We start from the raw sequence: 23,770 nt of genomic DNA on the forward strand, positions 1-23,770 counted from the left end.
CCGCCGGGCCCGCACGTCCGGCGCGCAGCACCCGCCCCATCCGAGACGCACCACGAGGACTCACGCCATGAGCGACACCACCCCGACGCCCACCCCGGCGTTCCCGGCCGGCTCCGTGCTGGGCTACCCCCGCATCGGCCCCCGCCGCGAGCTGAAGAAGGCCATCGAGGCGTTCTGGGCCGGCCGCAGCACGGCCGACGACGTCGAGCAGGTCGCGGCCGACCTGCGCCGCCGCACCCGCACCCGCCTGGCGGGGCTGGGCCTGGCCACGGACGCCCCCGCGATCCCGTCGGCGTTCTCCTTCTACGACCACGTGCTCGACACCGCGGTGCTGCTCGGCGCCGTGCCGGAGCGCTTCGCGGACCTGCAGGACGCCGACGGCCGCCTCGACCTGGCCGGATACTCCACGGTCGCGCGCGGCCGTGGCGACGACCTGCCGCTCGAGATGACCAAGTGGTTCGACTCGAACTACCACTACCTGGTGCCGGAGATCGGCCCGGGGACGACGTTCCGGTACGCGAGCGACCGCCCCGTCGCCGAGCTCGCCGAGGGCCTGGCCGAGGGCGTGCTGACCCGACCCGTCGTCGTGGGCCCGGTGACCTTCCTCGCGCTGTCCAAGCCGACCGCGGACGCGCCCGAGGGCTTCACGCCGCTCGACCGCCTCGACGACGTGCTGCCGGTGTACGTGCGCCTGCTCACCGAGCTCGCGGCCGCCGGCGCCACCTGGGTGCAGCTCGACGAGCCGGCGCTCGTCTCCGACTCCACGGGCGTGCCCGCGCCACGCCTGCACGAGGCCGTCACGCACGCGTACCGCGTGCTGGCCACCGAGCTGTCCCGCCCGCAGCGGCCCGCGATCCTGCTCGCGGCGCCGTACGGCGACCTCGGCGCGGCGTGGCCCGTGGTCGCGGCGACCGACGTCGAGGGCGTCGCGATCGACGTCGTGCGCGGCGCCGCGCCGACGACGGCCCCCGACGGCCTGTCGACCAAGACGCTCGTCGCGGGCGTCGTCGACGGCCACAACGTGTGGCGTGCCGACCTCGACGCCAAGCTCGCGGTCCTCGAGCAGCTCGAGGGCCTGGGCGCCGCCGCCGTCACGGTCGGCACGTCCACGTCGCTGTTCCACGTGCCCCACGACGTCGCCGACGAGCCCGCCCTCGACCCGACCCTGGCGTCGTGGCTCGCGTTCGCCGACCAGAAGGTCGTCGAGGTCGCGACCCTCGCCGAGGGCCTGACCGAGGGCCGCGAGGCCGTGCACGAGCAGCTGCTCGCCGCCGCCGACGCCCTGCGCACCCGCGCCGCCGCGCCCGGCGTCGTCCGCCCCGAGGTCCGCGAGCGCGTGGGCGCCCTGACGGAGGCGCAGTTCAGCCGCGGCACGTTCGACGCCCGCCGCGAGGCGCAGGCCGCGCGGCTGGCGCTGCCGCCGCTGCCGACGACCACCATCGGGTCGTTCCCGCAGACGTCGCAGATCCGCAAGGCCCGTGCGGCCTTCGGGAAGGGCGAGCTCACGGCCGAGCAGTACGAGGACGAGATGAAGGCGGAGATCCGCCGCGTCGTCGAGCTGCAGGAGGGCATCGGCCTGGATGTGCTGGTGCACGGCGAGCCCGAGCGCAACGACATGGTGCAGTACTTCGCGGAGAACCTCGACGGGTTCTCGGTGACGCAGAACGGCTGGGTGCAGTCGTACGGCTCGCGGTGCACGCGCCCGTCGATCCTGTGGGGCGACGTCTCGCGGCCGGCGCCGATCACGGTGGCGTGGGCGCAGTACGCGCAGTCGCTCACGGACAAGCCGATGAAGGGCATGCTCACGGGCCCGGTGACGATCCTCGCGTGGTCGTTCGTGCGCGACGACCAGCCGCTGGGCGACACCGCGAACCAGGTGGCGCTGGCGCTGCGCGACGAGATCGCGGACCTCGAGGCGGCGGGCATCGCGATCGTGCAGGTCGACGAGCCGGCGCTGCGCGAGCTGCTGCCGCTGCGCGAGGCCGACCAGGCCGCGTACCTCGACTGGTCGGTGCGCTCGTTCCGCCTCTCGACCGCCGGCGTGCGGGACGACACGCAGATCCACACGCACCTGTGCTACTCGGAGTTCGGCGAGATCATCGACGCGATCGAGGGCCTGGACGCCGACGTGACGAGCATCGAGGCGGCGCGCTCGAAGATGGAGATCCTCGGCGACATCTCCGCCGCGGGGTACCCGCGGGGCATCGGCCCGGGCGTGTACGACATCCACTCCCCGCGCGTGCCGAGCGAGGGCGAGGTCACGGACCTGCTGGCCTCCGCGGTGCGCAGCATCGACGTCGGCCAGCTCTGGGTGAACCCGGACTGCGGCCTCAAGACCCGCCGCTACGAGGAGGTCACGCCCTCCCTGGAGCACCTGGTGCAGGCGACGAGGACGGTCCGCGCGACCCTCTGACCTGCTCGGACGCGGGGCCCCGGCCGGTGCGGCCGGGGCCCCGCGCCGTCTGCGCCGAGGTGCCGGAGGCGGGTGACGGGCGTCCGGGTGGCTGCCGACCGGGTGATGTGCGCCCGTGGTGCCCGGACCCTGCCCGCGCGGCCCCCGACGCCGGTAGCGTCGGGCAGATGGCGACCCCGTTCGACGTGCCCCTGGCGCAGCTGCGCACGCGGCAGTCCCTGAAGTGGCGCACGTACGCGCCCGACGTGCTGCCCATGTTCGTCGCGGAGATGGACGTCAGCGCCCTGGAGCCGGTGGTGCGCGCGGTGCACGACGCGATGTCCGCGGGCGACACCGGCTACGACCACGGCACCCGGTACGCGGAGGCCTTCGCGGAGTTCGCGCTCGAGCGGCACGGCTGGGACGTGCCCGTGGCGGGGACGCGGATGGTGCCGGACGTGATGATCGGGATCGTCGAGGTGCTCGGCGTGCTCACGCACCCGGGCGACGCCGTGGTCATCACGACGCCGGTGTACCCGCCGTTCCGCGCGTTCCTCGAGCACGCCGGCCTGCACGTGGTGGCCGTCCCGCTCACGGGGGCGGGCCGGCTCGACCTCGACGCGCTCGACGCGGCGTTCGTCGACGCCCGGGCGATGCTGCTGTGCCACCCGCAGAACCCGACGGGGACGCTGCACTCGGCGGCGGAGCTGACGGCGCTGGGCGAGCTGGCCGCGCGGCACCACGTGCGCGTCGTCTCCGACGAGATCCACGCCCCGCTGGTGCTGGACGACGAGCCGTTCGTCTCGGCGACCGCGGTGATCCCGCAGGCCGTCGCGCTGCACTCCGCGTCGAAGGCCTTCAACCTCGCGGGTCTCAAGGCCGCGGTGGCGGTGCCGGGCGCGGAGGCCGGCGCGGACCTGGCGCGCATGCCGGAGATCGTCGGGCACGGGGTCAGCCAGATCGGCGTCGTCGCGCACGTCGCGGCGTACCGCGAGGGCGGCGCCTGGCTGGACGCCGCGCTGGAGCAGATCCGCACCAACGTCGCGACGGTCGACCGGACGCTCGCCGACCGCCTGCCCGGTGCCCGGTGGACGCCGCCCGCGTCGACGTACTTCGCCTGGCTGGACCTGCGCGGGTGCGTGCCGCCCGACGCCGACCCGGCGCGCGTGCTGCTGCAGGAGGGTGCTCTGGCCGTGAACTCGGGCCCGACCTTCGGGGCGCAGGGTGCGGGCTTCGTGCGGATGAACCTGGCCACGTCCACCGACGTGCTCGCCGAGGGGCTCGACCGGCTGGTCGGCGCGCTGGTCTGAGCACCGTGGCCCGGGGCGACCTCGGGCCTCGGTGACGGCCCCGCACGCCGACGCCCGGGTGCCCCCGTAGGAGGGCGCCCGGGCGTCGGTTCGGTGCGTCAGCCGGCGGTGCCGGCCGGGGCGGCCTCGATCGAGGTCGCGGCGGAGCCGTGCTGCACCTCGATGCGGCGCGGCTTGGCCTCCTCGGCCACGGGGATCGTGAGCGTGAGCACGCCGTCGGCGTAGGTCGCGCTGATCTGGTCGAGCGCGAGGCCGCGGCCGACCGTGAGCTGGCGGGCGTACGTGCCGGCGGGGCGCTCCTTGGCCAGCCACTGCACGTCGTGCTCCGTGCGGCCGGACCGGTTGGCGCGGATCGTCAGCGTGCGGTCCTCGACCGCGACGTCGATCGTGCCCGGGTCGGCGCCCGGCAGGTCGACGTGCAGGACGTAGTGGTCGCCGTCCCGGTACAGGTCCATCGGCATCCCGGCCGACGCGCGGTCGGCGGCGAGCATCTGCCCGAGGACTCGGTCCATCTCCTGGAACGGGTCGAAACGAGTAGCCACACCCCTCACCTCCTCGACGTGGGGCCGCGGACCGCCCGCGGACCCGGATGCGCCCGGCGCGCCTGCCGCCGGGTGGCTACACGTCAAGGATTAGCACTCTGTGGTGCCGAGTGCCAACAGGTCGCGGGGCCCGGTTCGCCGACGGCGAAACGGGTCCCTCGTGGTGGGTGCCGCGGGCGTCAGGACGGGCCGGTGCGCGACGGGAAGGCCGCGACGAAGCGCTCCAGCGCCTCGACGATGGGCACGTCGGCGTCGAGCCACGGCACGTCGAGCCACTGCCCGTCGGGGAGCCAGCGCAGCTCGTCGTGCTCCACGAGCGGCTCGGGCACCCCGTCGAGGACCTCCGCGAACCACACCCGCATGACGTACCCCTCGGCGAGGCGCCACGCCCCGGCGTCGGGGCCGAGCAGCTCCACGCCCAGCCCGACGCGCACGCCGAGCTCCTCGCGGATCTCGCGGTGCAGCGCGAGCTCCGGCGTCTCGCCGGCCTCGACCTTGCCCCCGGGGAACTCCCACCGGCCGGCCAGGCTCGCGGGCGTGGCCCGCCGTGCGGCGAGCAGGAGGCGGGGGTCGTCGAGGTCGTCGACCAGCGCGGCGGCGACGACGAGGACATCGTTCATGGGGCGAGTGTGCCAGCCCTGCGTGACGCGGGGGTGTCGTCGACGACACCCGGGCGTGCGGGCCGGGTCACCCGTCCCGACGGACGACGTGGGTCGTCCGGGCGGTCAGGGGACCGCCGGGTGCCGACGTCGACGACGACGGTCGGCCCGGGCAGCCGCGCGGAGGGACGCGGCCGCCCGACGGGCGTTGCGGTGCAGACGGTGCAGCGGCGCAGACGGCGCGTGCCGTGCAGCGGTGCAGGACGTGCGTGCAGTGCAGGTCGTGCAGCGGTGCAGGACGTGCGGGTCGTGCGTGGGTCCGGGCGGCGCGTCAGCGGATGCCGTGGGCGCGGGCCCACGCGACCGCGTCGGTGCGGGTGGAGACGCCGATCTTGCGGTAGACGCTGCGGACCTGGGACTTGACGGTGTTGCGGGTGACGAAGAGTCGCGTCGCGATCTCCTCGAGGGTGACGTCCTCGGCCAGCTCGGCCAGGACCACGCGCTCACGGCGGGTGAGCGACTCGGTGGCGGTGGTGCTCGTCTCCAGCATGGTCATGATGTCCTCCGGTGTGCGCGGCTGAGCCGGACTGTCCGACCCCGCAGGGGCTGCGTACCGGATGAGAGCGGCCTCCCTCGCGTCCATGACGCGGGTTCGGAGACTTTTCTTCACCGACGGTTCCCCCCCGTGGTGCCGATGTCGCTGCCACCACGATGACTTCCTGATCGGCCGGGTGATACATGCCGCCGCCCCAAGCGTTCAGCAGTTCACCCGATCGGAGCAAGGCCTAGAGGGTGCTACCACCCAACTTCCTGTGGTAAGCGAGACACCGTTCTCATGGACCTCTCATTTCACCCCGAGAACCACCCGCGCCACAAGCACGACGGCCCCGCTCCCGCGGGTGGCGGGAGCGGGGCCGGGGCCGGTCGGACGGCCGCTGGTCAGGGGTTCAGCGCGGCGTACTCCTCGGCGGACAGCAGCGGTCCCGCCGACTCGACGTCGACGCGCAGCAGCCAGCCGGCGCCGTACGGGTCGGCGTTCACGGTCGAGGGGTCCGCGACGGCGGCGTCGTTGACCTCGACGACGGTGCCCGTCACCGGCGAGTAGAGCTCGGAGACGGACTTCGTGGACTCGATCTCGCCGATCACGGCGCCCGCGGTGACGGTGTCCCCGACGGCGGGCAGCTCGACGTACACGATGTCGCCCAGGGCGTCCGCGGCGACCGACGTGATGCCGACGGTCACGGGCGAGGCCTGGTCGACCCACTCGTGCTCGACGGTGTACTGCAGCTGGGCGGGCAGCTCGGCGGTCATCGGTGCTCCTGGGGTCGGGCGGGACTGCGTCGGGAAGGACTGCGTCGGGAGGGACTGCGTCGGGCGGCGGCGCGGCGGGTGCGACGTCGTCCGGGTGGTGCGTCCGTCATCGAGGACGACGGTAGAAGGGCATCGGCACCACGCGCACGGGCTCGCGCCGGCCGCGCACGTCGACGGCCAGCTCGGTGCCCTCCGCGGACACCTCGGGCGTCACGTACGCCATCGCGACCGGGTGGCCCAGCGTCGGCGACGGGGCCCCGGACGTGACCGTGCCGACCGCGGGGGCGTCGGGCGCGGTCGACGCCAGCACCGCGTACCCGTGCCGGGCCGCGCGACGGCTCAGGCCCTGCAGGCCGACGAGCACGCGCGCCGGGGCCGAGGTGGCGCGGGCGGCGAGCGCGTCGCGCCCGACGAACGGCACGGGCTCGCCGGTCGCGTCGACCTTGTCGAGCCGCACCACGCGGCCGAGGCCGGCGTCGTGCGGGGTCGTGGTGCGGTCCAGCTCGTTGCCGTACAGCGGCATGCCCGCCTCGAGCCGCAGGCTGTCGCGTGCCGACAGGCCCGCGGGCACCAGGCCGAGGGGCGTGCCGAGCTCGAGCAGCGCCCGCCACAGGGCCGGGGCGCGGTCGGCGGCCAGGAAGAACTCGAACCCGTCCTCGCCCGTGTAGCCGGTCCGGGCGACCAGCACGGGCTCCCCGTCCAGGCGCACGGGCAGGCACGCGTAGTACTTCAGGGTCTCCAGCGTGACGCCCTCCGGGCCGGCCGGGTCGGGCGCGAGGCCGGGAAGCGCCTGCGCGATCTCCAGCGCCCGCGGGCCCTGCACGGCGACCAGCGCCGTGGCGGCCGAGCGGTCGTCGACCTGGACGTCGAGGCCCGTCGCTGCCGCGCGCTCGCGCAGCTCGGCGAGCACGACGGTGTGGTTGGAGGCGTTCGCGACGACGAGGTACGCGCCCTCGCCGGTGCGGTAGACCACCAGGTCGTCGATCACGCCGCCGTCGGGGGCGACGATCATCGTGTAGCGCGCACCGTGCACGCGCAGGCCGCCGAGGTTGCCGACGAGCGCCCGGTCGAGGAACGTGCCCGCGTCCGGGCCGTCGACACCGATCTCGCCCATGTGCGACAGGTCGAACAGCCCGGCGGCCGTGCGGACCGCGGTGTGCTCGGCGATGTCCGAGGTGTACCGCAGCGGCATCTGCCACCCGGCGAACGACGTGAGCGCGGCGCCGAGGGCCACGTGCTCGTCGTGCAGCGGGGACAGCAGGTCGGGGGTGGGGGCGTCCTGCGTCATCGGGTCTCCCGGGGTCGTCGTGGGCGGGTCGGCGGGGCCGGTCACAGGTCGGCGTCCGCGAACGCCTCGACGGGCGGGCACGAGCAGACGAGGTTGCGGTCGCCGCGCGCGCCGTCGATGCGGCGGACCGGCGGCCAGTACTTGCCGGCGCGCAGCGAGGGCAGCGGGAACGCGGCCCGCTCGCGGCCGTAGGCGTGGTCCCACGCGTCGGAGGTCACCGACGCGGCCGTGTGCGGCGCGTTGCGCAGGGGCGAGTCCGCCAGCGGCCAGGTGCCGTCCGCGACCGCGTCGATCTCGCCGCGGATCGCGACCATCGCCTCGACGAACCGGTCGAGCTCGGCCAGGTCCTCGGACTCGGTCGGCTCGACCATGAGCGTGCCCGCCACGGGGAACGACAGCGTCGGCGCGTGGAACCCGAGGTCCATGAGCCGCTTGGCCACGTCCTCCGCCGTCACGCCCGTCTCCTTGGTGATCGGGCGCAGGTCGAGGATGCACTCGTGCGCGACCAGGCCGTTCGGGCCCGTGTAGAGCACCGGGAAGTGCGGCGCCAGGCGCGTGGCCAGGTAGTTCGCGGCGAGCACGGCCGTCTCGGTGGCCTGCTTCAGCCCGTCGGGGCCCATGAGCGCGACGTACGCCCACGAGATCGGCAGGATGCCCGCCGACCCCCAGGGCGCCGCCGACACGGGCGCGACCGGGCCGTCGGCCGCGGCGCCCGGCGTCGGGTCGCCCGGCAGGTAGGGCGCGAGGTGCGCGGCCACCGCGACCGGGCCGACGCCCGGGCCGCCGCCGCCGTGCGGGATGCAGAACGTCTTGTGCAGGTTGAGGTGCGACACGTCGCCGCCCATCTCGCCCGGGCGCGCGAGCCCGACGAGCGCGTTGAGGTTCGCGCCGTCGATGTACACCTGGCCGCCCGCGGCGTGGACGGCGTCGCAGACCTCGCGCACGTGCTCCTCGTAGACGCCGTGCGTCGAGGGGTACGTGATCATGATCGCCGCGACCCGCGGGCCGTGCTGCTCCAGCTTGGCATGCAGGTCCGCGAGGTCGACCTCGCCGTCCGGGGCCGTCGCGACGACGACGACCTTGAGGCCCGCGAGCGCGGCCGAGGCCGCGTTGGTGCCGTGCGCGGACGCGGGGATGAGGCAGATGTCGCGGTCGGGCGCTCCCGGCGCGCGGTTCGCCCGGTGGTACGCGTGGATGGCGAGCAGCCCGGCGAGCTCGCCCTGCGACCCGGCGTTGGGCTGCACGGACACGGCGGCGTAGCCGGTGATCTCCGCGAGCCAGGCCTGCAGGTCCTCGACGAGCTCGGCGTAGCCCTGCGTCTGGTCGGCGGGCGCGTAGGGGTGGATGCTCGCGAGCTCGGGCCAGGAGATGGGCTCCATCTCGACGGTCGCGTTGAGCTTCATGGTGCAGGAGCCGAGCGGGATCATCGTGCGGTCCAGCGCGAGGTCCTTGTCGGACAGCCGGCGCAGGTAGCGCAGCATCGCGGTCTCGGAGCGGTGCAGGTGGAACACCGGGTGCGTGAGGTAGCCGCTGGTCCGGGAGAGGTCCGCGGGCAGGTCGGCCGGGGCGGGCTCGACGAAGCCGAGGTCGAAGCGGCCGTCGTCGTCGGGCAGGGTCGTGGTGCCCGCCTCGGCGAACGCGAGGACGACGTCGAGCAGGTCCTGCCCCGTGGTCGTCTCGTCGCACGCGACCTGGACGTGGTCGGCGTCGGGGGCCCAGAGGTTGACGCCGCGGGCGGCAGCGGCCGTGACGACGGCGGCGGCGCGGCCCGGCACGTGGGCCCGGACGGTGTCGAAGAAGGTCGCGTGGACGACGTCGACGCCGGCGTCGCGCAGCAGGTCGGCGAGGCCGGCGGCGTGCCCGTGCACGCGGCGGGCGATCTGCCGCAGGCCGTCGGGGCCGTGGTAGACGGCGTACATCGAGGCGACGATCGCGAGCAGCGCCTGCGCGGTGCAGATGTTGCTGGTGGCCTTCTCGCGGCGGATGTGCTGCTCGCGGGTCTGCAGCGCGAGCCGGTACGCGGGCGCGCCGTCGGCGTCGACCGACACCCCGACCAGGCGGCCGGGCAGCGTGCGCTCCAGACCGGTGCGCACGGCCATGAACGCGGCGTGCGGACCGCCGCCGAACAGCGGGACGCCGAACCGCTGCGCGGAGCCGACCGCGACGTCGGCGCCGAGCTCGCCGGGCGTGGTGGCCAGCGTGAGGGCCAGCAGGTCGGCGGCGACGGTGACGAGCGCACCGCGCTCCTTGGCGGCGGCGACCACGGGGCGCAGGTCGCGCAGCACGCCGGACGCGCCGACCTGCTGCACGACGACCCCGACGAGCGGGCCCTCGACCTCGGGCAGCCCGGCGGACAGGTCCGCGACGACGACGGGCAGGCCCACGGCCTGCGCCCGGCCGAGCGTCACGGCCAGCGACTGCGCGAACAGCTCGCTGTCGAGCACGACGGTGCCGGTGGTGGCCCGCGACGCCCGCCACATGAGCGCGACGGCCTCGGCGACGGCGGTGGCCTCGTCGAGCAGCGACGCGTTCGCCACGTCCAGGCCCGTGAGGTCGGAGACGACGGTCTGGAAGTTGAGCAGCGCCTCGAGCCGGCCCTGCGAGATCTCGGGCTGGTACGGCGTGTAGGCCGTGTACCAGGCGGGCGACTCGAGCACGTTGCGGCGGATCACCGCGGGCGTGACCGTGCCGGAGTACCCCTGGCCGATCATCTGCCGCATGACCCGGTTGCGACCGGCCAGCGCGCGCAGGTCGGCGAGCACCTGCTCCTCGGACCGGGCCGCGGGCAGGTCGAGGGGGCGGTCGGTGCGGATCGACGCCGGCACGGCGGCGTCGACGAGCGCGTCGAGCGAGTCGTACCCGACGGCCGCGAGCATGCGGGCCGTCTCGTCCCCGCGCGGGCCGATGTGCCGGTCGGCGAACTCGGCGGCGGCCGGGGAGTGCGTCACGGGCGCCGCGGGGCGCTGGTCGAGGTCGGTCACGGGTGCTCCAGGGCTCGTCCGACGGTCGCCGGAACGGACAGGGGGCTCCCCGCTCTGTCATCCGGCCGCGCACGGCCGACCTGAGAGATTTGCCGGTCCGCCATGAGCCGCCGCCGCGAGGGCGGAGGGCTCCGGGGCGCGCCGGCTTGCACCGTCGGTGGGCGCCTGGGCGCCGCTTTCCAGAGTTGCCTCGCCGCGGCGGTACGTGGGCCTGAGAGATTCCCGGGGAGGGTTGCTCCTTCGGCGCCCCGCACCACGCCCCGGAGGGCGTTCTCGACGGGGACTCTCCCGCCGCGGTTCGAGCAGCGTGTTCAGTTGTGCGGTCCGCGGTCAGGGTACGGCACCCGTGTGTCGTGCGGGTTGCCCGCCCGGGACCGATCGCGCGCGCCCCGCGGGGGCACCGTCCGGGTCAGTCCCGTCCCGCGACAATCGCGGTCTGCTCGGTGGTGATCTCGACGGCGCGCTCCAGGTGGCGGGCGAGGAACCGCAGCTCGTCGAGGGTGTAGCCCGCGTAGAGCTCCTGGAAGGCCTGCCCGATGCCGGCGTAGACGTCCTCGCGCTCGGCGAGGCCCTCGGGCACCACGGACACGAGGACCCGTCGGCGGTCGGACGGGTCGTGCTCCCGGCGCGCCAGGCCCGCGGCGGACAGCCGGTCCACCACGCCCGTGACGGCGCCCGAGGTGACGTGGAGGCGCGCGAGGAGCGCACCCGCGGTCTGAGGGCCTTCGCGCAGCAGGATGCTCAGCGCCTTCATGTCGGTCACGCCGAGCCCGTACCTGGCCGCGGCGACCTGCTGGAAGAGCGCCGTCTGGGTCGCCTCCTCCTCGCTGAGCACCTGCAGCCGGCTCGTCAGCTCGTCACGCTCGCCCACCGGCACATCTTGTCACCTCATCATCTTAGTAAATAAGATAAAACCATGACCTCATCCCTCACCACGACGACCGTCGACGCCGCGGACGGCACGGCCCTCGCCCTGCACTCGGTCGGCACGGGACCGGACGTGGTGGTCGTGCACGGCGCGATGCAGTCGGGGCGCAGCCAGCGCGACCTCGCGGTGCTGCTGGCGGACCGGTTCCGCGTCCACCTGCTCGACCGCCGGGGCCGCGGCGCGAGCGGTCCGCTGCCGGTGCCGCCCACCCAGGACCTCGCGGTCGCGGACCTGCGGGCCGTGCTCGACGCGACCGGGGCCGACCGTGTCGTGGGGATCAGCTCGGGCGCGCTGATCGCCGCGCGCGCCGCCCTGGAGGACGAGCGGATCACCCGGCTCGTGCTGTTCGAGCCGCCGCTGCCGGTCGACGGCTCGATGCGCCTGGACCTGGCCGACGAGCTCGTCGCCGCCGTCGCCCGCGGCGACCTCGCCCGCGCCGCCGCGATCGGGATGAAGGTGGCCGAGATGGGGCCGCCGTGGATGTTCGGCCTGCCGCTGCCGGTCCTGGCCCTCGCCTCGCGCGCCATGCTCCGCTCGCCCGAGCGCCGGCGCATGGTCGAGGCACTGCCGGAGGACTTCGCGGTCGTCGCCGCGAACGCGGACCGCGCCGACGACCTCGCCGCGATCCGGGCCAGCACGCTGCTGGTCGACGGGACAGCGACCCGCCCCTACCTGCGCCTGGCCGTCGCGACCCTCGCGGCGACGATCCCGGGCGCCACGCACGTCGAGCTGCCCGGGCAGTGGCACAGCGCCACGCAGAACTCCGACGAGTACGGCCACCCGGAGCTCGTCGCCCCCGTGCTCGCCTCCTTCCTGACCCAGGGCGCCGGCGCCCGCACCTGACCACCGGGCCGTCGCGCCCGGGTGCGCGCGGGCGGTCGGGAGGTGCTGGGATGGGGGGATGGAATTCCGTTACCTCGGCAACAGCGGTCTCAAGATCTCCGAGATCACCTACGGCAACTGGCTCACGCACGGCTCGCAGGTCGAGAACGACATGGCGACGCGGTGCGTGCGCGCGGCGCTCGACGCCGGCATCTCGACGTTCGACACCGCGGACGTCTACGCGAACACCAAGGCCGAGTCCGTCCTGGGCGAGGCCCTCAAGGGCGAGCGGCGCGAGTCGCTCGAGATCTTCACGAAGGTCTACTGGCCGACCGGGCCCGGAGGCAAGAACGACACGGGCCTGTCGCGCAAGCACGTCATGGAGTCGATCAACGGCTCGCTGACCCGCCTGCAGACCGACTACGTCGACCTGTACCAGGCGCACCGGTTCGACACCGAGACCCCGCTCGAGGAGACGATGCAGGCGTTCGCCGACATCGTGCGCCAGGGCAAGGCCCTGTACATCGGCGTCTCGGAGTGGACCGCGGACCAGCTGCGTGCCGGTCACGCCCTCGCCAAGGACCTCGGCGTGCAGCTCATCTCGAGCCAGCCGCAGTACTCGATGCTGTGGCGCGTCATCGAGGACGAGGTCGTTCCCGCCTCGCGCGAGCTCGGCGTCTCGCAGATCGTCTGGTCGCCCGTCGCGCAGGGCGTGCTGACCGGCAAGTACAAGTCGGGCCAGCAGCCGCCGGCCGGGTCCCGCGCCACGGACGAGAAGGGCGGCGCGAACATGATCAAGCGGTTCATGAACGACGACGTCCTCACCCGCGTGCAGGGCCTGGCACCGGTGGCCGAGGAGCTGGGCCTGTCGATGGCGCAGCTCGCGGTGGCGTGGGTGCTGCAGAACGACAACGTGGCCGCCGCGCTCATCGGCGCCTCGCGCCCGGAGCAGGTGCAGGAGAACGTCAAGGCCGCGGGCGTGCGCATCCCGGCCGAGCTGATGGCCCGCATCGACGAGGTCCTCGGCGACGTCGTCGAGCGCGACGCGGCCAAGACCGCGGAGACGGCCCCGAAGGGCCGCGTCGCCTGACGCACGGGTGCCGACGCCCCTCACCCCGGGGCGTCGGCACCCGCCCGGTTGACGGAACAGGTGAACCAGGGTTCACTTTTTCCTCGTGGAGGGGAGTATCCCCCGACGCTGCGTCGTCACTACGGCCGTCCCACGGCGGCCCGGTGCAGCGGGCCCGCACGGCGGGCCGGGAGAGACCTCCGGTTGGTGCTGACGACCGGAGGAGTGCTCATGGACGTGCCCTTGTGGATCTGGCTGGCCGTGCTCGGCGCGATCGTGCTGATGCTGGCGATCGACCTGTTCGCGCACCGGCGTGCGCACGTCATCCACGTGCGCGAGGCCGCGCTGTGGTCGGCGGTCTGGGTGGGCTGCGGCGTCGGCTTCGGCGCCCTCGTGTGGCACTACGGCGGTGCCGTCGCCGGCCAGCAGTACTTCGCCGGCTACCTCATCGAGAAGTCCCTGGCGGTCGACAACGTCTTCGTCTGGGCGATCATCTTCACGTACTTCGCCGTGCCCCGGGAGCTGCAGCACCGCGTGCTGTTCCTCGGCGTGCTCGGCGCGCTCGTGTTCCGTGGGATCTTCATCGCCGGCGGTGCCGCGCTCATCGAGAGCTTCGGCTGGGTGCTGTACATCTTCGCCGCGTTCCTGCTGTACACCGGCTACCGCATGCTGCGGACCCGCAACGACCACCTCAACCCCGAGGACTCGCGGGCGTGGCGCCTGTTCCGCCGGACCGTGCCGATGACCGACGCGTTCCACGGCCAGCGCCTGCTCGTCCGCCAGAACGGCGCCCTGCTCGCCACGCCCCTGCTCGCCGTGCTGATCCTGGTCGAGGTCACCGACATCGTGTTCGCCGTCGACTCGATCCCGGCGATCTTCGCGGTGACCGACGACGTCTTCCTGGTGTTCACCGCCAACGCGTTCGCGATCCTGGGCCTGCGCGCGATGTACTTCCTGCTCGCCGACCTCATGCACCGCTTCATCTACCTCAAGATCGGCCTGTCGTTCGTGCTCATCTGGGTCGGCATCAAGATGCTGCTCAAGATCGACCTGTTCTACATCCCGACCGCCGTCTCGCTGGCCGTCATCACGACGATCCTCACCGTGTCGATCGGTGCGAGCCTGTACGCCACGCGGGGTCAGGGCCGCCGTGCCCTCGCCGAGCCGACCGACCCGCCGTTCCACGTCGCCACCCCCGAGGAGACCGCGATGCTCGAGCCCGTCTTCCGCCGCGCACGGACCACCGCACCCCGGTGACCGGCACGCCCGGGACGACCGACGCCCCCGCCCTCCCGGCCGACGAGGCCGGCGGGGCGACGGGGCCGACGCCGCCCGGGCGTCCGGCACGGTCCTCGTGGACCTTCCTGACCAACCACGCGCACGTCCTGCTCACGGTCGCCCGCGAGCCGGACGTGCGCGTGGCCGACCTCGCGGCCCGGGTCGGCATCACGGCCCGCGCCGCGCTGCTGGTGCTGCGCGACCTCGAGGACGCCGGCTACCTGCGCCGCGAGCGGGTCGGGCGCCGGACCCGGTACCGGGTGCAGGAGCACCGGCCGCTGCGGCACCCGAACGAGGCGTCGCACGAGGTGGACGAGCTGATCGCCGTCTTCACGGACCGACAGGACGACGGCGTCCGCGGGGGGTAGCGGTCGCCGTCGTCCCGTCGGGTCAGCCCGTCAGGAGGCCGAGCAGGTCACCGACGGCCACGTCCAGTTGCCGTTGTGCTGCACGGTGAAGCCGAACTGCACCGTCTGGCCCGCGGCCAGCGCACCGTTGCCGTTGGGCACCATGGTCATCACGTTGCCGGTGGAGTCCCACGACGGCGTGCCGCTCCAGGTCGCGATGATCTTCTGCGGCGAGCGCACCGTGACGGTCGAGCGCCAGCTGGAGATGGCCGAGTTCGCGCGGATCGTGACGACGCCGTTGAACCGGTCGCCCCACTTCTCGCCCTCGGAGTACGTCGCGGTGCAGCTCCCGCCGCCGGTGGGCGGCGGCGTCGTCGGGCCCGGCGTCGGCGTCGGGGTGGGGTTCGGGTTGGTGGTGCCGCCCGCGTTCAGGGCGTTCAGGACGCTGGTGTAGGCGGCCTTCTTGTTGCCCGAGCCGTCGAAGAGCAGCGGGGTGCCCGAGGCGCGCCACGAGTCGGTGTCCCGCACGCCCCAGACCGTGATGCCCGTGCAGCGGGCCACGGACAGGCACGCCTGGACGATGCCCTGGTACTGCTGCGCCTGCGAGGAGCCGGAGCCCTCGATGTCGAGCTCGGTGATCTGCACGTCGACACCCAGCGCCGCGAAGTTCTGCAGCGTCGTGTGGTAGTTCGACGGCACGGGGTTGCCCGAGTTGAAGTGCGCCTGGAAGCCGACGCAGTCGATCGGGACGCCCCGGGACTTGAAGTCCCGGACCATGGTGTAGACGGCCTGCGTCTTGGCGTGCGCCCAGTTGTCGGTGTTGTAGTCGTTGTAGCAGAGCTTGGCGTTCGGGTCGGCGGCGCGGGCGGCGCGGAACGCGGCCTCGATCCAGTCGTTGCCCGTGCGCTGCAGGTTCGAGTCACGCCGGGCACCGGAGGACCCGTCGGCGAAGGCCTCGTTCACCACGTCCCAGGAGTGGATCTTGCCCCGGTAGTACGTGGCGACCTGGGTGACGTGGTTGAGCATCGCGTTGCGCAGCGCGGTGCCGGACATGTTCTGCATCCAGCCCGGCTGCTGGGAGTGCCACGCCAGCGCGTGCCCGCGCACCTGCTTGCCGTTCTGGCGGGCCCAGTTCACGATCCGGTCGCCCTGGGTGTAGCTGAACTGCCCCTGGGACGGCTCGGTCGCGTCCATCTTCATCTCGTTCTCGGCCGTGATCATGTTGAACTCACGGTTCGCGATCGTCGAGTACGTCGAGTCCGACAGCCGGCTCGCCGCGATCGCGGTGCCGAAGTACCGCCCGCTCTCGCCCGCAGCGGCCTGCAGCGTGCTGCCCGCAGCAGCGGCCGGCAACGCCAGGGTCACGGCCAACGTGGTCGCGGCCAGGCCGCCCACGAACGCGCCCAGCCGGCGACGTCGGGCCCTCAGGTCGGGGTTCGTCATCGATCCCTCCTCAGTGGTGGAAGCGCCGGCAGCAGCCGGCGCGCCTCACCCTCGGGGCAGGGCCGTGACGTGGTCAACAGATCGATCGCGAGCAGATAGTTTCGATGCGTCTTCCGAAACGTTTCTTCACTCGTACGGGTGACATGTGGACGTTCTCAACGGGTTGAGCAGGCACTCAGCAGCGAGGTCACGGACACTCGAGACGGCCGCAAGCGGCATCTGTTGCCGAAAGTTTCGCCACGGTGTTCAGCCGTACGGCGGCTGGATGACCGTCGCGTCACGCGTCGCCCCCGCGGCCCGCGCGGCCTCGACCGTGAGCTCGACGTCGACCAGCGGCCCCTCGACCAGCAGCGGCTCGCCGTGCCCCGTCTCCCCCGACCACCGCACCGCCGCCCGCGCGGGCGGCACGAACGTCACGCCGGCCGGCAGGTGCACCACCGCGGCGGCGCGCACACCCAGGTCCTCCGCGCGCCGCACCAGCACCGACCGCACCTGGGGCAGGCGCTCGACCGTGCGGGCCAGCAGCCGCGCCCGGCGGTCCCCCGCGCGGAACGTCACCACGATCAGCCCCGCGTCGTCGTGCACGTCGCCGGTCGCCATGGAGTCCACGTTCACGCCACGCGTCGCGAACACCGCCGCGAGCGCCGCGACGCTGCCCGTGCGGTGGTCCGCGCGCACGTAGCCGACCCAGCGGACGTCGTCCTCGGTCATGCCCGGACCTCCTGCGGTGCGTGGAGCCCCGCGCCGGCCGGCACGGGGTCGAGCCAGGGCGCCGTGGCGGCGTCGATCGCGGCCGCGGCCTGCGCGAGCCGCGCGTCCTCGTCGGGCGGCAGCGGGTCGAGCAGCACGCGCGACCACCCCTCGGGCCCGAGCACCACGGGCACGCCGAGCACGCCGTGCGCGGGTGCACCGCCGACGGTCGCCTCGCCGTCGAGCACCACCTGCCCGGCGACGACGATGTCGCGGCCGTCGAGGATCGTGTCGAGCAGGTCGATCGTGGCCGACGCGGTGCCGGTGGCGGTCTTCGCGCCCGACTGGTGCGTCATGAAGGGCCGCATGACGACGCGCAGGTCCGGCGGCCACGAGTCGATCAGCGCGAACGCCTCACCGATGTCCTGCGAGGCGACGGCGATGAGCTCGGCCTTGGCCGCGGCGATCTCGTCGGGGAACGTGCTCAGCGTGCGGGGTCCGCGCAGGCGGGCGACGGCCCGCTCCCGCTCGGCGACGTCGAGGCCGCCGATCCGCACCGTCGACCACAGGGGCACCGCGTCCTCGCCGTGCTGCCCGCCCACGAACCCGCCGACGCGGTGCCGCCGGACCCCCAGCTGCACGGCCAGCTCGCGGCGGAACCGCAGCGTGTCCAGCCACGCCCCCATGCCGATGACCCGGTGCCGGCCCAGCCGCTCGGCCATGATCGCGACCGCCAGCTCGACCGGGTTGGACACCACGACGACGACCTCGCTGCCGGACCCGTGCTCGGCGAGCGCGTCCGCGTAGGCGCGGAAGACGGCCGCGTTGTCGGCGGCCAGGCCCGCCCGGCTCGGCGGCAGCCCGTCGTTGCGGGGCGTCACGGTGCGGCCCGCGGCCACCACGACGACGTCGGCGACGACGTCCGCAGGGTCGAGCGCGACGTCGAGCATCGGGGCGTGCTCGTCGTAGGCGTCGATCAGGTCGACCCGCAGGCCGTGCACCGCACGCCCCGACGCACCGCCCGGCCGCCCGACGAGCTGGAGCCGCGACGTCGTCGGCAGCAGCTGCCGCTCCACGAGCTGCGTGCACACCTGTCGTCCGACGTCACCCGTCGCCCCCAGCACCGCCACGTCCATCCTGTGAGACTACGGACGGCACGTGTCGTGCACGTTGCACGTCCCGCCGACCGGGTGCCGGCCACCCACGGACTGGGACGTGGGTCGTCTCAGGAACCTGCGGGTGCCCGTCCGGCGTCGAGCGCCCGGGCGACGAGCCGGGCGTTGCGCAGCGCCCGCTCCCGCAGACGGTCCAGCTCGTACGGCGTCCACGTGACGCGCGCGGGGGCGCGGGGGAAGTACTGCGGCAGGACGGCCGCGGTGAGCATCGCGTGCAGGCGGTCGGACATCCGTCCCCGGTCGCCGAGCGGCAGGGCGAGGGTCGTCGCGACGTCGGCCGCCAGGTTCCAGACGTCGAGCAGCGCAGCGGCCGGCGGCGGTGCACCCACCTGTGCCACCCAGCGGCGGGTGGCGTCGACGTCGACGGGCTCCGCGACCTCGGGCCGGGCGTCCTCGGCGCGGCCCGACCGCGCGTGCACCCATGCCGCGCACGCCTGCACCGTCGGCCAGACGAGCAGCGCGCCGTCGTGGACGAGCAGCGCGTCCGACCCGTCGGCGGAGGACTCCGTCCAGACCACCCGCAGGTGCCCGTCGACGAGCACGGACGACGGCCCGCCCCACGCACCGAGGCGCAGCGACCGCCCGTCGGGCGTCGTCACGTCAGGCCGGGCCAGGCGTCTCGGCGGGACCGGCGGGCTCGTCCTCGGGCACCGGGCGCGGCGGCGTCAGAGGCGGGAACATCGACCCGACGACGTACCCGCCGCCGATCGCGAAGGCGACGGGCACCCAGCGCGGGTGGTCGAGCAGCAGGATCATCGGGGTGATCCCGACAAAGTTGCAGGCGATCCGGGACCACGTGCCGTAGCGCAGCACCACGAAGCGCGACGCGTGCCCGAAGGCCAGCGCGACGAGCGCCGCCACGGCGACCGCGAGGAAGAGTTCCACGCGGGGACCCTAGCGGCCCGCGACGGCCCGCCGGCCGGGACCGGCCCCAGCGGCACCCGATCGGGCGACGGCGTCAGAAGTCGAAGATGTCCTCGAGCCAGGAGTCCTTCTTCTTGCGCTTGCGGCCGTCGTAGCCGTACCGGGGGTCGCGCGGATCACGGCGGCGGTCGTCGTACCGGGGGTCGTAGCCGGTGGCGCGCGGGTCGGGCGCCGGGTAGACGGGGCGCGGGTCGGGAGTCCCGTACACCGGGCGGGGGTCGGGGGCCGCGGCGCCGGGGACGGCGCGGGGGTCCATGCCGCCGACGGGCGTGGTGGCGGCGCGGTCGAGGATCTTGTCGAGCTCGCCGCGGTCGAGCCAGATGCCGCGGCACACGGGGCAGTAGTCGATCTCGACGCCCTGGCGCTCGGACATCACGAGCTGGGCCTGGTCCACCGGGCACTGCATGGGGTGCTCCCTCCGTCGTCTGCGACGAACCTACGCGATCAGGCAGGTCAGGCGGGCCGTCCAGGCAGGGTGCGCTGCCAGGCCACGATGCGGTCGACGGCCTCGGCGACGACCTCGGGGGCCGACGCGAACGACAGCCGCACCCAGTCGCGGCCGTGCAGCGGGTCGAAGTCCGTGCCGGGGGTCAGCGCGACGCCCGCCTCGTCGAGCAGCCGCGCGCACCACGTGACGGAGTCCAGGCCCGAGGCGGACACGTCCCCGTACAGGTAGAACGCGCCGTCGGCCGGGGCGACCGGGTCCCAGCCGAGGTCGGGCAGGCGCTCCAGCAGCAGCGCGCGCGAGGCCGCGTACCGCTCCACGTTGGCCCGGGCCGCGGCCATGCCCTCGGCGCTGAACGCCGCGACGCCCGCGTGCTGCGCGAGCGCCGGCGGGCAGAGCGCCACGTTGCCCGCGAGCGCGTCGACGGGGCCGACGAGGTCGTCGGGCAGCACGAGCCAGCCCAGCCGCCAGCCGGTCATGGCCCAGTACTTGGAGAAGGAGTTCACGACGACGGCGCCGTCGTGCAGGTGCGCGGCGGCGGTCGCGGGGGCGGGGGTGCTGCCGCTCGCGTCGGGGTAGGTGATGCCGTGGTAGATCTCGTCGCTGACCAGGCGGACCCCGTGGGCGCCGCACCAGCGGGCGAGGGCGGTGAGCTCGTCGGGCTCGATCATCGTGCCGGTGGGGTTGGCGGGGCTGGCGACGACGAGGCCGTCGACGGGCGGGTCGAGGGCCTCGAGCTGGGCGACGGTCGGCTGGTAGCGCTGCTCGGGGCCGCAGGGCAGGTCGACGACCTCGACGCCGAGCGCGGTGAGGATGTTCGCGTACGCGGGGTAGCCGGGGCGGGCGAGGGCGACGCGGTCGCCGACGTCGAACGCGGCGAGGAACGCGAGCACGAACCCGCCGGACGACCCGGTGGTGACGGCGACGCGCGCGGGGTCGACGTCGACGCCGTACGTCTGGCCGTAGTGCGCGGCGATCGCCGCGCGCAGCCCGGGCGCGCCCAGCGACTCGGTGTACCCGAGGTCGCCGGCGGTGAGCAGGTCGATCGCGCGCTGGCGGACCACGTCGGACGCGCCGGTGGAGGGCTCGCCCGCGCAGAGGTTGAGCACGTGCTCGCCCGCGGCGCGGCGCGCGTTGGCGGCGGCGAGGATCTCCATCACGGCGAACGGGGGCACGTGCGCACGGCGGGCGACCTTCATGCCCCCATCCTCTCGCCTCCGGTCGATTACCGGTCGTAGACCTCTCGCCGATGCGCGGCACGTACCACGGTGACGGTCAGGGTGGAGTCGACGACGTCGTAGATGACCCGGTAGTCGCCCACCCGGATACGCCATGCGTCGTCCTCGCCGACGAGCTTCCTCGCGCCCCGAGGGCGCGGGTCGACGGCCAGCGCCTCGATGGCGTCGACGATCTTGACCCGGACAGGACGCGGGAGCTTCTTCACCTGGCGCGCCGCAGCGGAGGTGAAGTCGATCTGCCAGGTCACGACGTCAGATCAGCTCGCAGGTCCTTCAGGGACACCCGCTCACCGTCGTCCTCAGCCTTGGCCCGGCGGTAGGCCTCGACGTCCTGCGCCATCTCGAAGGCCTCGAGGTCCTCGAGGTCCTCGACCCCGATCACGACCGCCGCGAGCTTCCCGTGGCGGGTCACACCGATCCGCTCGCCGCCGTACATGGCACGCCCCAGCACGTCAGCGAGGTGCTCTCGCAACTCTCGGGTGGTCACTTCCCCGGTGACGGTATCCATAGAGGCACTATAGCCACACATCAACATGTGTACACACCTACGCGTCTAGTTCATCCGCGGGTGTCGAGGGCGTCTCGGATGTGGGCGACGATGCCGTCGGCGGCGGCCTCGATCTCGGCGAGGGTCGTCTCGAAGCCGGCGTCAGGGCCGTACCAGGGGTCGTCGACGTCGAGCAGGTGCTCGGGCTGGTCCGGGCCGGGGGCCGCGGGGTCGAAGGTGCGCAGCATGCGGATGCGTCCGGTCAGGGCGGGGTCGTCGCCGGCGAGGCGGCGCAGCGCGCGGGCGTGGGCCGACGTCATGGGCAGCAGCAGGTCGCGGGCCAGCAGGTCGGACGCGCGGACCTGGCGGGCGTGGTGGCCCGTGCCGTCGTCGTACCCGTGCGCGCGCAGCACCGCGCGGGCGCGACGGTCCACGGGGTTGCCGTGCTCCTCGTCGCTGATGCCGGTGGAGTCGACCACGACGCGGTCACCGAGGCCGGCGGCCTCGAACCGGTCGCGGAGCACGACCTCGGCCATCGGCGAGCGGCAGATGTTGCCGGTGCAGACCGTCATCACCCGGTACACGTCCTGCTGCGTCACGCCCGTCCTCGCTCTCCTCGGTCCTCCGCGTCCGGCACCCGGTGCCGCCGTGAGCGTATCCGGCGGGGCGATTCGTCCCCTGTGCCCCCTTGTGACCGGCGGCGGACGGCCACACGGACCCAGCCGGGGGTCACGGCGGCGGCGGGGCGGGCGAAAGGCCTGGTCGGGGTGGGGTTGGATGGTGCCGTGGGGGATCAGGTGAGGGCGCGGGTGCGGCTGGAGTGGGGCCGCACGGGGGCGATGGCGCTGCTCGGCGAGCACGCGCCGCGGTCGATGGCGGTCGTCGTCGACGTGCTGTCGTTCGGCACGGCGGTGACGGTGGCGTGCGAGGGCGGGGCGCGGGTGCTGCCGGTGCCGTGGTCCGACCCGGCCGGGGCGGAGCGGCTCGCGGCGGCGACCGGGGCGGCGCTGGCCCGGCCCCGCGGGGACGGGCGGCTGAGCCTGTCGCCCGCGTCCCTGCGCGACCTGGGCACGCAGCGCCTGGTGCTGCCGTCGCCCAACGGGGCCGCGATCACGCACGCGGTGGCCGGGACGGGCGCGCGGGTCGTCGTGGGGTGCCTGCGCAACGCGTCGGCGGTCGCACGGGCCGCGGCGGCGCACCTGGACGCGGACCCCGAGCACGACGTCGTGCTCGTCCCGGCCGGCGAGCGGTGGCCCGACGGCGGCCTGCGCCCGGCGCTGGAGGACCTGCTGGCGGCCGGGGCGGTGGCCGCGGTGCTGCGCGCGCACGGCACGGGCCTGTCGCCCGAGGCCCTCGCGGCGGCGGCGCTGTGGTCGGCGACGCCCGACGCGGCGGCCGCGGTGCTGGCGTCGACCAGCGGCCGGGAGCTGGTGCGCACGGGGTGGCCGCAGGACGTCGACGTGGCCGTGGCCGTGGACGCGTCGCGGGTGGTGCCGACGGTGGTCGGCACGGACGACGGACCCGAGGTGCGGGCAGGCTGAGCGGCGCACCGGCGCCCGCGGGCCGGTGGAACGGTTCAGGTCTAGCGTGCCGTCCATGGGTGTGATCGCGGTGACGGGAGCCACGGGGCAGGTCGGTCGACGGGTCGCCGAGCGGCTCGCCGGCACGCGGGACGACGCGCAGCCGGTGGTGCAGCGGCTGCTCGTGCGGGACCCGAGGGCGATGGCCAGCGCCGCGGGCCGGGAGGTCGTCGGCGTGCAGGGGTACGCCGACGCCGAGGGCATGCGGGCCGCGCTGGAGGGCGTCGACGACCTGTTCCTCGTCTCCGGGCGGGAGTCCGCCGACCGCGTCGCCGAGCACCGGGCCGCGATCGACGCGGCCGTCGCCGCGGGCGTGCGGCGCGTGGTGTACCTGTCGTTCCTGGGCGCCGCGCCGGACGCGACGTTCACGTTCGCGCGCGACCACTGGGCCACCGAGCAGCACCTGGCCGCGTCAGGGCTGCGCTGGACGGCGCTGCGCGACAGCCTCTACCACGCGGCGTGGCCGGCGTTCGTGGGCGCGGACCTGACCCTGCGCGGTCCCGCGGGCGACGGGCGGGTCGCGAGCGTGGGGCACGGGGACGTCTCCGACGTGGTCGTCGGCGTGCTGCTCGCTGGCGACGCCTACGACGGGCAGGTGCTCGACGTGACGGGCCCGACCGCGCTGACCGTCGCGGAGGTCGCCGACACCGTCGGGCGGGTCACGGGCCGGCCGGTGACGTACGTGCCCGAGACCCTCGACGAGGCGTACGCGTCGCGGGCCGGGTACGGCGCCCCCGACTGGGAGGTCGCCGGCTGGGTGACCTCGTACGCGGCGATCGCCGCGGGCGAGCTCGACGTGGTCAGCGGCACCGTCGAGCGCGTCATGGGGCGCCCGCCGCAGGACCTGGAGACGTGGCTGCGCGCGCACCCGGAGACGTGGCGGCACCTCGTGCGCCGGTAGGCCGCGGCGGCGGCCCGTCC

At 74.4% G+C, this 23,770-nt stretch carries 25 protein-coding genes and 1 riboswitch; of the genes, 8 read left to right on the forward strand and 17 right to left on the reverse strand.

The window, feature by feature from the left end:
* The first annotated feature begins 67 nt into the window (after nt 1–67).
* Complete coding sequence (gene metE / locus FBY24_RS05890) at nt 68–2,413, forward strand: 5-methyltetrahydropteroyltriglutamate--homocysteine S-methyltransferase (protein ID WP_142158892.1); 2,346 nt, start codon at nt 68–70, stop codon at nt 2,411–2,413.
* Nucleotides 2,414–2,580: 167 nt separating this feature from the next.
* Nucleotides 2,581–3,702, forward strand: coding sequence for a MalY/PatB family protein (locus tag FBY24_RS05895; protein WP_142158894.1), 1,122 nt, complete (start codon nt 2,581–2,583; stop codon nt 3,700–3,702).
* 98 nt (nt 3,703–3,800) lie between these two features.
* On the opposite strand, the gene FBY24_RS05900 is transcribed toward FBY24_RS05895, so the two are convergent.
* The 7 genes from FBY24_RS05900 to FBY24_RS05930 all read right to left on the reverse strand — a co-directional run bounded on the left by FBY24_RS05900 (nt 3,801) and on the right by FBY24_RS05930 (nt 11,294).
* Nucleotides 3,801–4,244 carry an Hsp20/alpha crystallin family protein gene (locus FBY24_RS05900; RefSeq protein ID WP_142158895.1) on the reverse strand — a complete coding sequence of 148 codons (444 nt, stop codon included), beginning with the start codon at nt 4,242–4,244 and terminating at the stop codon, nt 3,801–3,803.
* Between the two features lie 179 nt (nt 4,245–4,423).
* Nucleotides 4,424–4,864, reverse strand: a complete 441-nt coding sequence (locus tag FBY24_RS05905; RefSeq protein WP_142158897.1) for a (deoxy)nucleoside triphosphate pyrophosphohydrolase — start codon at nt 4,862–4,864, stop codon at nt 4,424–4,426.
* 310 nt (nt 4,865–5,174) lie between these two features.
* On the reverse strand, nt 5,175–5,399 hold the full coding sequence (locus tag FBY24_RS05910; RefSeq protein WP_140459257.1) for a LuxR C-terminal-related transcriptional regulator: 225 nt from the start codon (nt 5,397–5,399) through the stop codon (nt 5,175–5,177).
* Nucleotides 5,400–5,782: 383 nt separating this feature from the next.
* Nucleotides 5,783–6,154: a glycine cleavage system protein GcvH gene (gcvH, locus tag FBY24_RS05915; RefSeq protein WP_142158899.1), complete on the reverse strand. Its 372-nt coding sequence runs from the start codon at nt 6,152–6,154 to the stop codon at nt 5,783–5,785.
* A 106-nt stretch (nt 6,155–6,260) separates the two neighbouring features.
* The gene (gene gcvT, locus FBY24_RS05920; RefSeq protein WP_142158901.1) at nt 6,261–7,442 is read right to left on the reverse strand and encodes a glycine cleavage system aminomethyltransferase GcvT; all 1,182 of its coding nucleotides are present in this window, start codon (nt 7,440–7,442) and stop codon (nt 6,261–6,263) included.
* Nucleotides 7,443–7,483: 41 nt separating this feature from the next.
* Nucleotides 7,484–10,423: an aminomethyl-transferring glycine dehydrogenase gene (gene gcvP / locus FBY24_RS05925; RefSeq protein ID WP_142158903.1), complete on the reverse strand. Its 2,940-nt coding sequence runs from the start codon at nt 10,421–10,423 to the stop codon at nt 7,484–7,486.
* A 189-nt stretch (nt 10,424–10,612) separates the two neighbouring features.
* Nucleotides 10,613–10,724: riboswitch (glycine riboswitch) on the reverse strand.
* A 108-nt stretch (nt 10,725–10,832) separates the two neighbouring features.
* Nucleotides 10,833–11,294 (reverse strand): MarR family winged helix-turn-helix transcriptional regulator, encoded by a 462-nt coding sequence (locus tag FBY24_RS05930; RefSeq protein ID WP_222117210.1) that lies wholly within the window; start codon nt 11,292–11,294, stop codon nt 10,833–10,835.
* A 45-nt stretch (nt 11,295–11,339) separates the two neighbouring features.
* Between FBY24_RS05930 and FBY24_RS05935 the strand changes: the two genes are divergently transcribed.
* From FBY24_RS05935 to FBY24_RS05950, 4 genes are all read left to right on the forward strand, one after another.
* On the forward strand, nt 11,340–12,194 hold the full coding sequence (locus tag FBY24_RS05935) for an alpha/beta fold hydrolase (protein WP_142158905.1): 855 nt from the start codon (nt 11,340–11,342) through the stop codon (nt 12,192–12,194).
* Nucleotides 12,195–12,252: 58 nt separating this feature from the next.
* Nucleotides 12,253–13,263, forward strand: a complete 1,011-nt coding sequence (locus FBY24_RS05940) for an aldo/keto reductase family protein (protein WP_142158907.1) — start codon at nt 12,253–12,255, stop codon at nt 13,261–13,263.
* Between the two features lie 210 nt (nt 13,264–13,473).
* Nucleotides 13,474–14,499, forward strand: a complete 1,026-nt coding sequence (locus FBY24_RS05945; RefSeq protein ID WP_142158909.1) for a TerC family protein — start codon at nt 13,474–13,476, stop codon at nt 14,497–14,499.
* Entirely contained in the window at nt 14,496–14,888 is a 393-nt protein-coding gene (locus FBY24_RS05950; RefSeq protein WP_370510972.1) for a MarR family transcriptional regulator, read from the forward strand. The genes FBY24_RS05945 and FBY24_RS05950 overlap by 4 nt, the downstream gene beginning before the upstream one ends.
* 30 nt (nt 14,889–14,918) lie before the next feature.
* Here FBY24_RS05950 and FBY24_RS05955 read toward each other — a convergent pair whose 3' ends face one another.
* The 10 genes from FBY24_RS05955 to FBY24_RS06000 form a co-directional block, all read right to left on the reverse strand.
* Nucleotides 14,919–16,310, reverse strand: coding sequence for an endo-1,4-beta-xylanase (locus FBY24_RS05955; RefSeq protein WP_142158911.1), 1,392 nt, complete (start codon nt 16,308–16,310; stop codon nt 14,919–14,921).
* A gap of 246 nt (nt 16,311–16,556) precedes the next feature.
* Nucleotides 16,557–17,021: an ACT domain-containing protein gene (locus tag FBY24_RS05960; RefSeq protein ID WP_142158913.1), complete on the reverse strand. Its 465-nt coding sequence runs from the start codon at nt 17,019–17,021 to the stop codon at nt 16,557–16,559.
* Nucleotides 17,018–18,136, reverse strand: a complete 1,119-nt coding sequence (locus tag FBY24_RS05965) for a lactate dehydrogenase (protein WP_142158915.1) — start codon at nt 18,134–18,136, stop codon at nt 17,018–17,020. Before FBY24_RS05965 ends, FBY24_RS05960 begins: the two co-directional genes overlap by 4 nt.
* A gap of 89 nt (nt 18,137–18,225) precedes the next feature.
* Nucleotides 18,226–18,774: a hypothetical protein gene (locus tag FBY24_RS05970; RefSeq protein ID WP_142158917.1), complete on the reverse strand. Its 549-nt coding sequence runs from the start codon at nt 18,772–18,774 to the stop codon at nt 18,226–18,228.
* A gap of 1 nt (nt 18,775) precedes the next feature.
* Nucleotides 18,776–19,060, reverse strand: coding sequence for a hypothetical protein (locus tag FBY24_RS05975; protein ID WP_142158919.1), 285 nt, complete (start codon nt 19,058–19,060; stop codon nt 18,776–18,778).
* 73 nt (nt 19,061–19,133) lie between these two features.
* Nucleotides 19,134–19,505 carry a zf-TFIIB domain-containing protein gene (locus tag FBY24_RS05980; protein ID WP_142158920.1) on the reverse strand — a complete coding sequence of 124 codons (372 nt, stop codon included), beginning with the start codon at nt 19,503–19,505 and terminating at the stop codon, nt 19,134–19,136.
* A gap of 47 nt (nt 19,506–19,552) precedes the next feature.
* Nucleotides 19,553–20,743: an aminotransferase class I/II-fold pyridoxal phosphate-dependent enzyme gene (locus tag FBY24_RS05985; protein ID WP_142158922.1), complete on the reverse strand. Its 1,191-nt coding sequence runs from the start codon at nt 20,741–20,743 to the stop codon at nt 19,553–19,555.
* Between the two features lie 26 nt (nt 20,744–20,769).
* Nucleotides 20,770–21,030 carry a type II toxin-antitoxin system RelE/ParE family toxin gene (locus FBY24_RS05990; protein WP_142158924.1) on the reverse strand — a complete coding sequence of 87 codons (261 nt, stop codon included), beginning with the start codon at nt 21,028–21,030 and terminating at the stop codon, nt 20,770–20,772.
* Nucleotides 21,027–21,290: a type II toxin-antitoxin system Phd/YefM family antitoxin gene (locus tag FBY24_RS05995; protein ID WP_142158926.1), complete on the reverse strand. Its 264-nt coding sequence runs from the start codon at nt 21,288–21,290 to the stop codon at nt 21,027–21,029. The genes FBY24_RS05990 and FBY24_RS05995 overlap by 4 nt, the downstream gene beginning before the upstream one ends.
* A gap of 50 nt (nt 21,291–21,340) precedes the next feature.
* On the reverse strand, nt 21,341–21,841 hold the full coding sequence (locus FBY24_RS06000) for a low molecular weight protein-tyrosine-phosphatase (RefSeq protein WP_142163234.1): 501 nt from the start codon (nt 21,839–21,841) through the stop codon (nt 21,341–21,343).
* A 213-nt stretch (nt 21,842–22,054) separates the two neighbouring features.
* On the opposite strand from FBY24_RS06000, the gene FBY24_RS06005 reads away from it, so the two are divergent.
* Together FBY24_RS06005 and FBY24_RS06010 are read left to right on the forward strand one after the other, a co-directional pair.
* Nucleotides 22,055–22,810, forward strand: a complete 756-nt coding sequence (locus tag FBY24_RS06005; RefSeq protein ID WP_255432256.1) for a 2-phosphosulfolactate phosphatase — start codon at nt 22,055–22,057, stop codon at nt 22,808–22,810.
* A gap of 55 nt (nt 22,811–22,865) precedes the next feature.
* Complete coding sequence (locus FBY24_RS06010) at nt 22,866–23,750, forward strand: NAD(P)H-binding protein (RefSeq protein ID WP_142158928.1); 885 nt, start codon at nt 22,866–22,868, stop codon at nt 23,748–23,750.
* Nucleotides 23,751–23,770: the final 20 nt, after the last annotated feature.

Origin of the sequence: Cellulomonas sp. SLBN-39 (assembly GCF_006715865.1) — a bacterium.
In the GTDB taxonomy this organism is placed as follows: domain Bacteria; phylum Actinomycetota; class Actinomycetes; order Actinomycetales; family Cellulomonadaceae; genus Cellulomonas.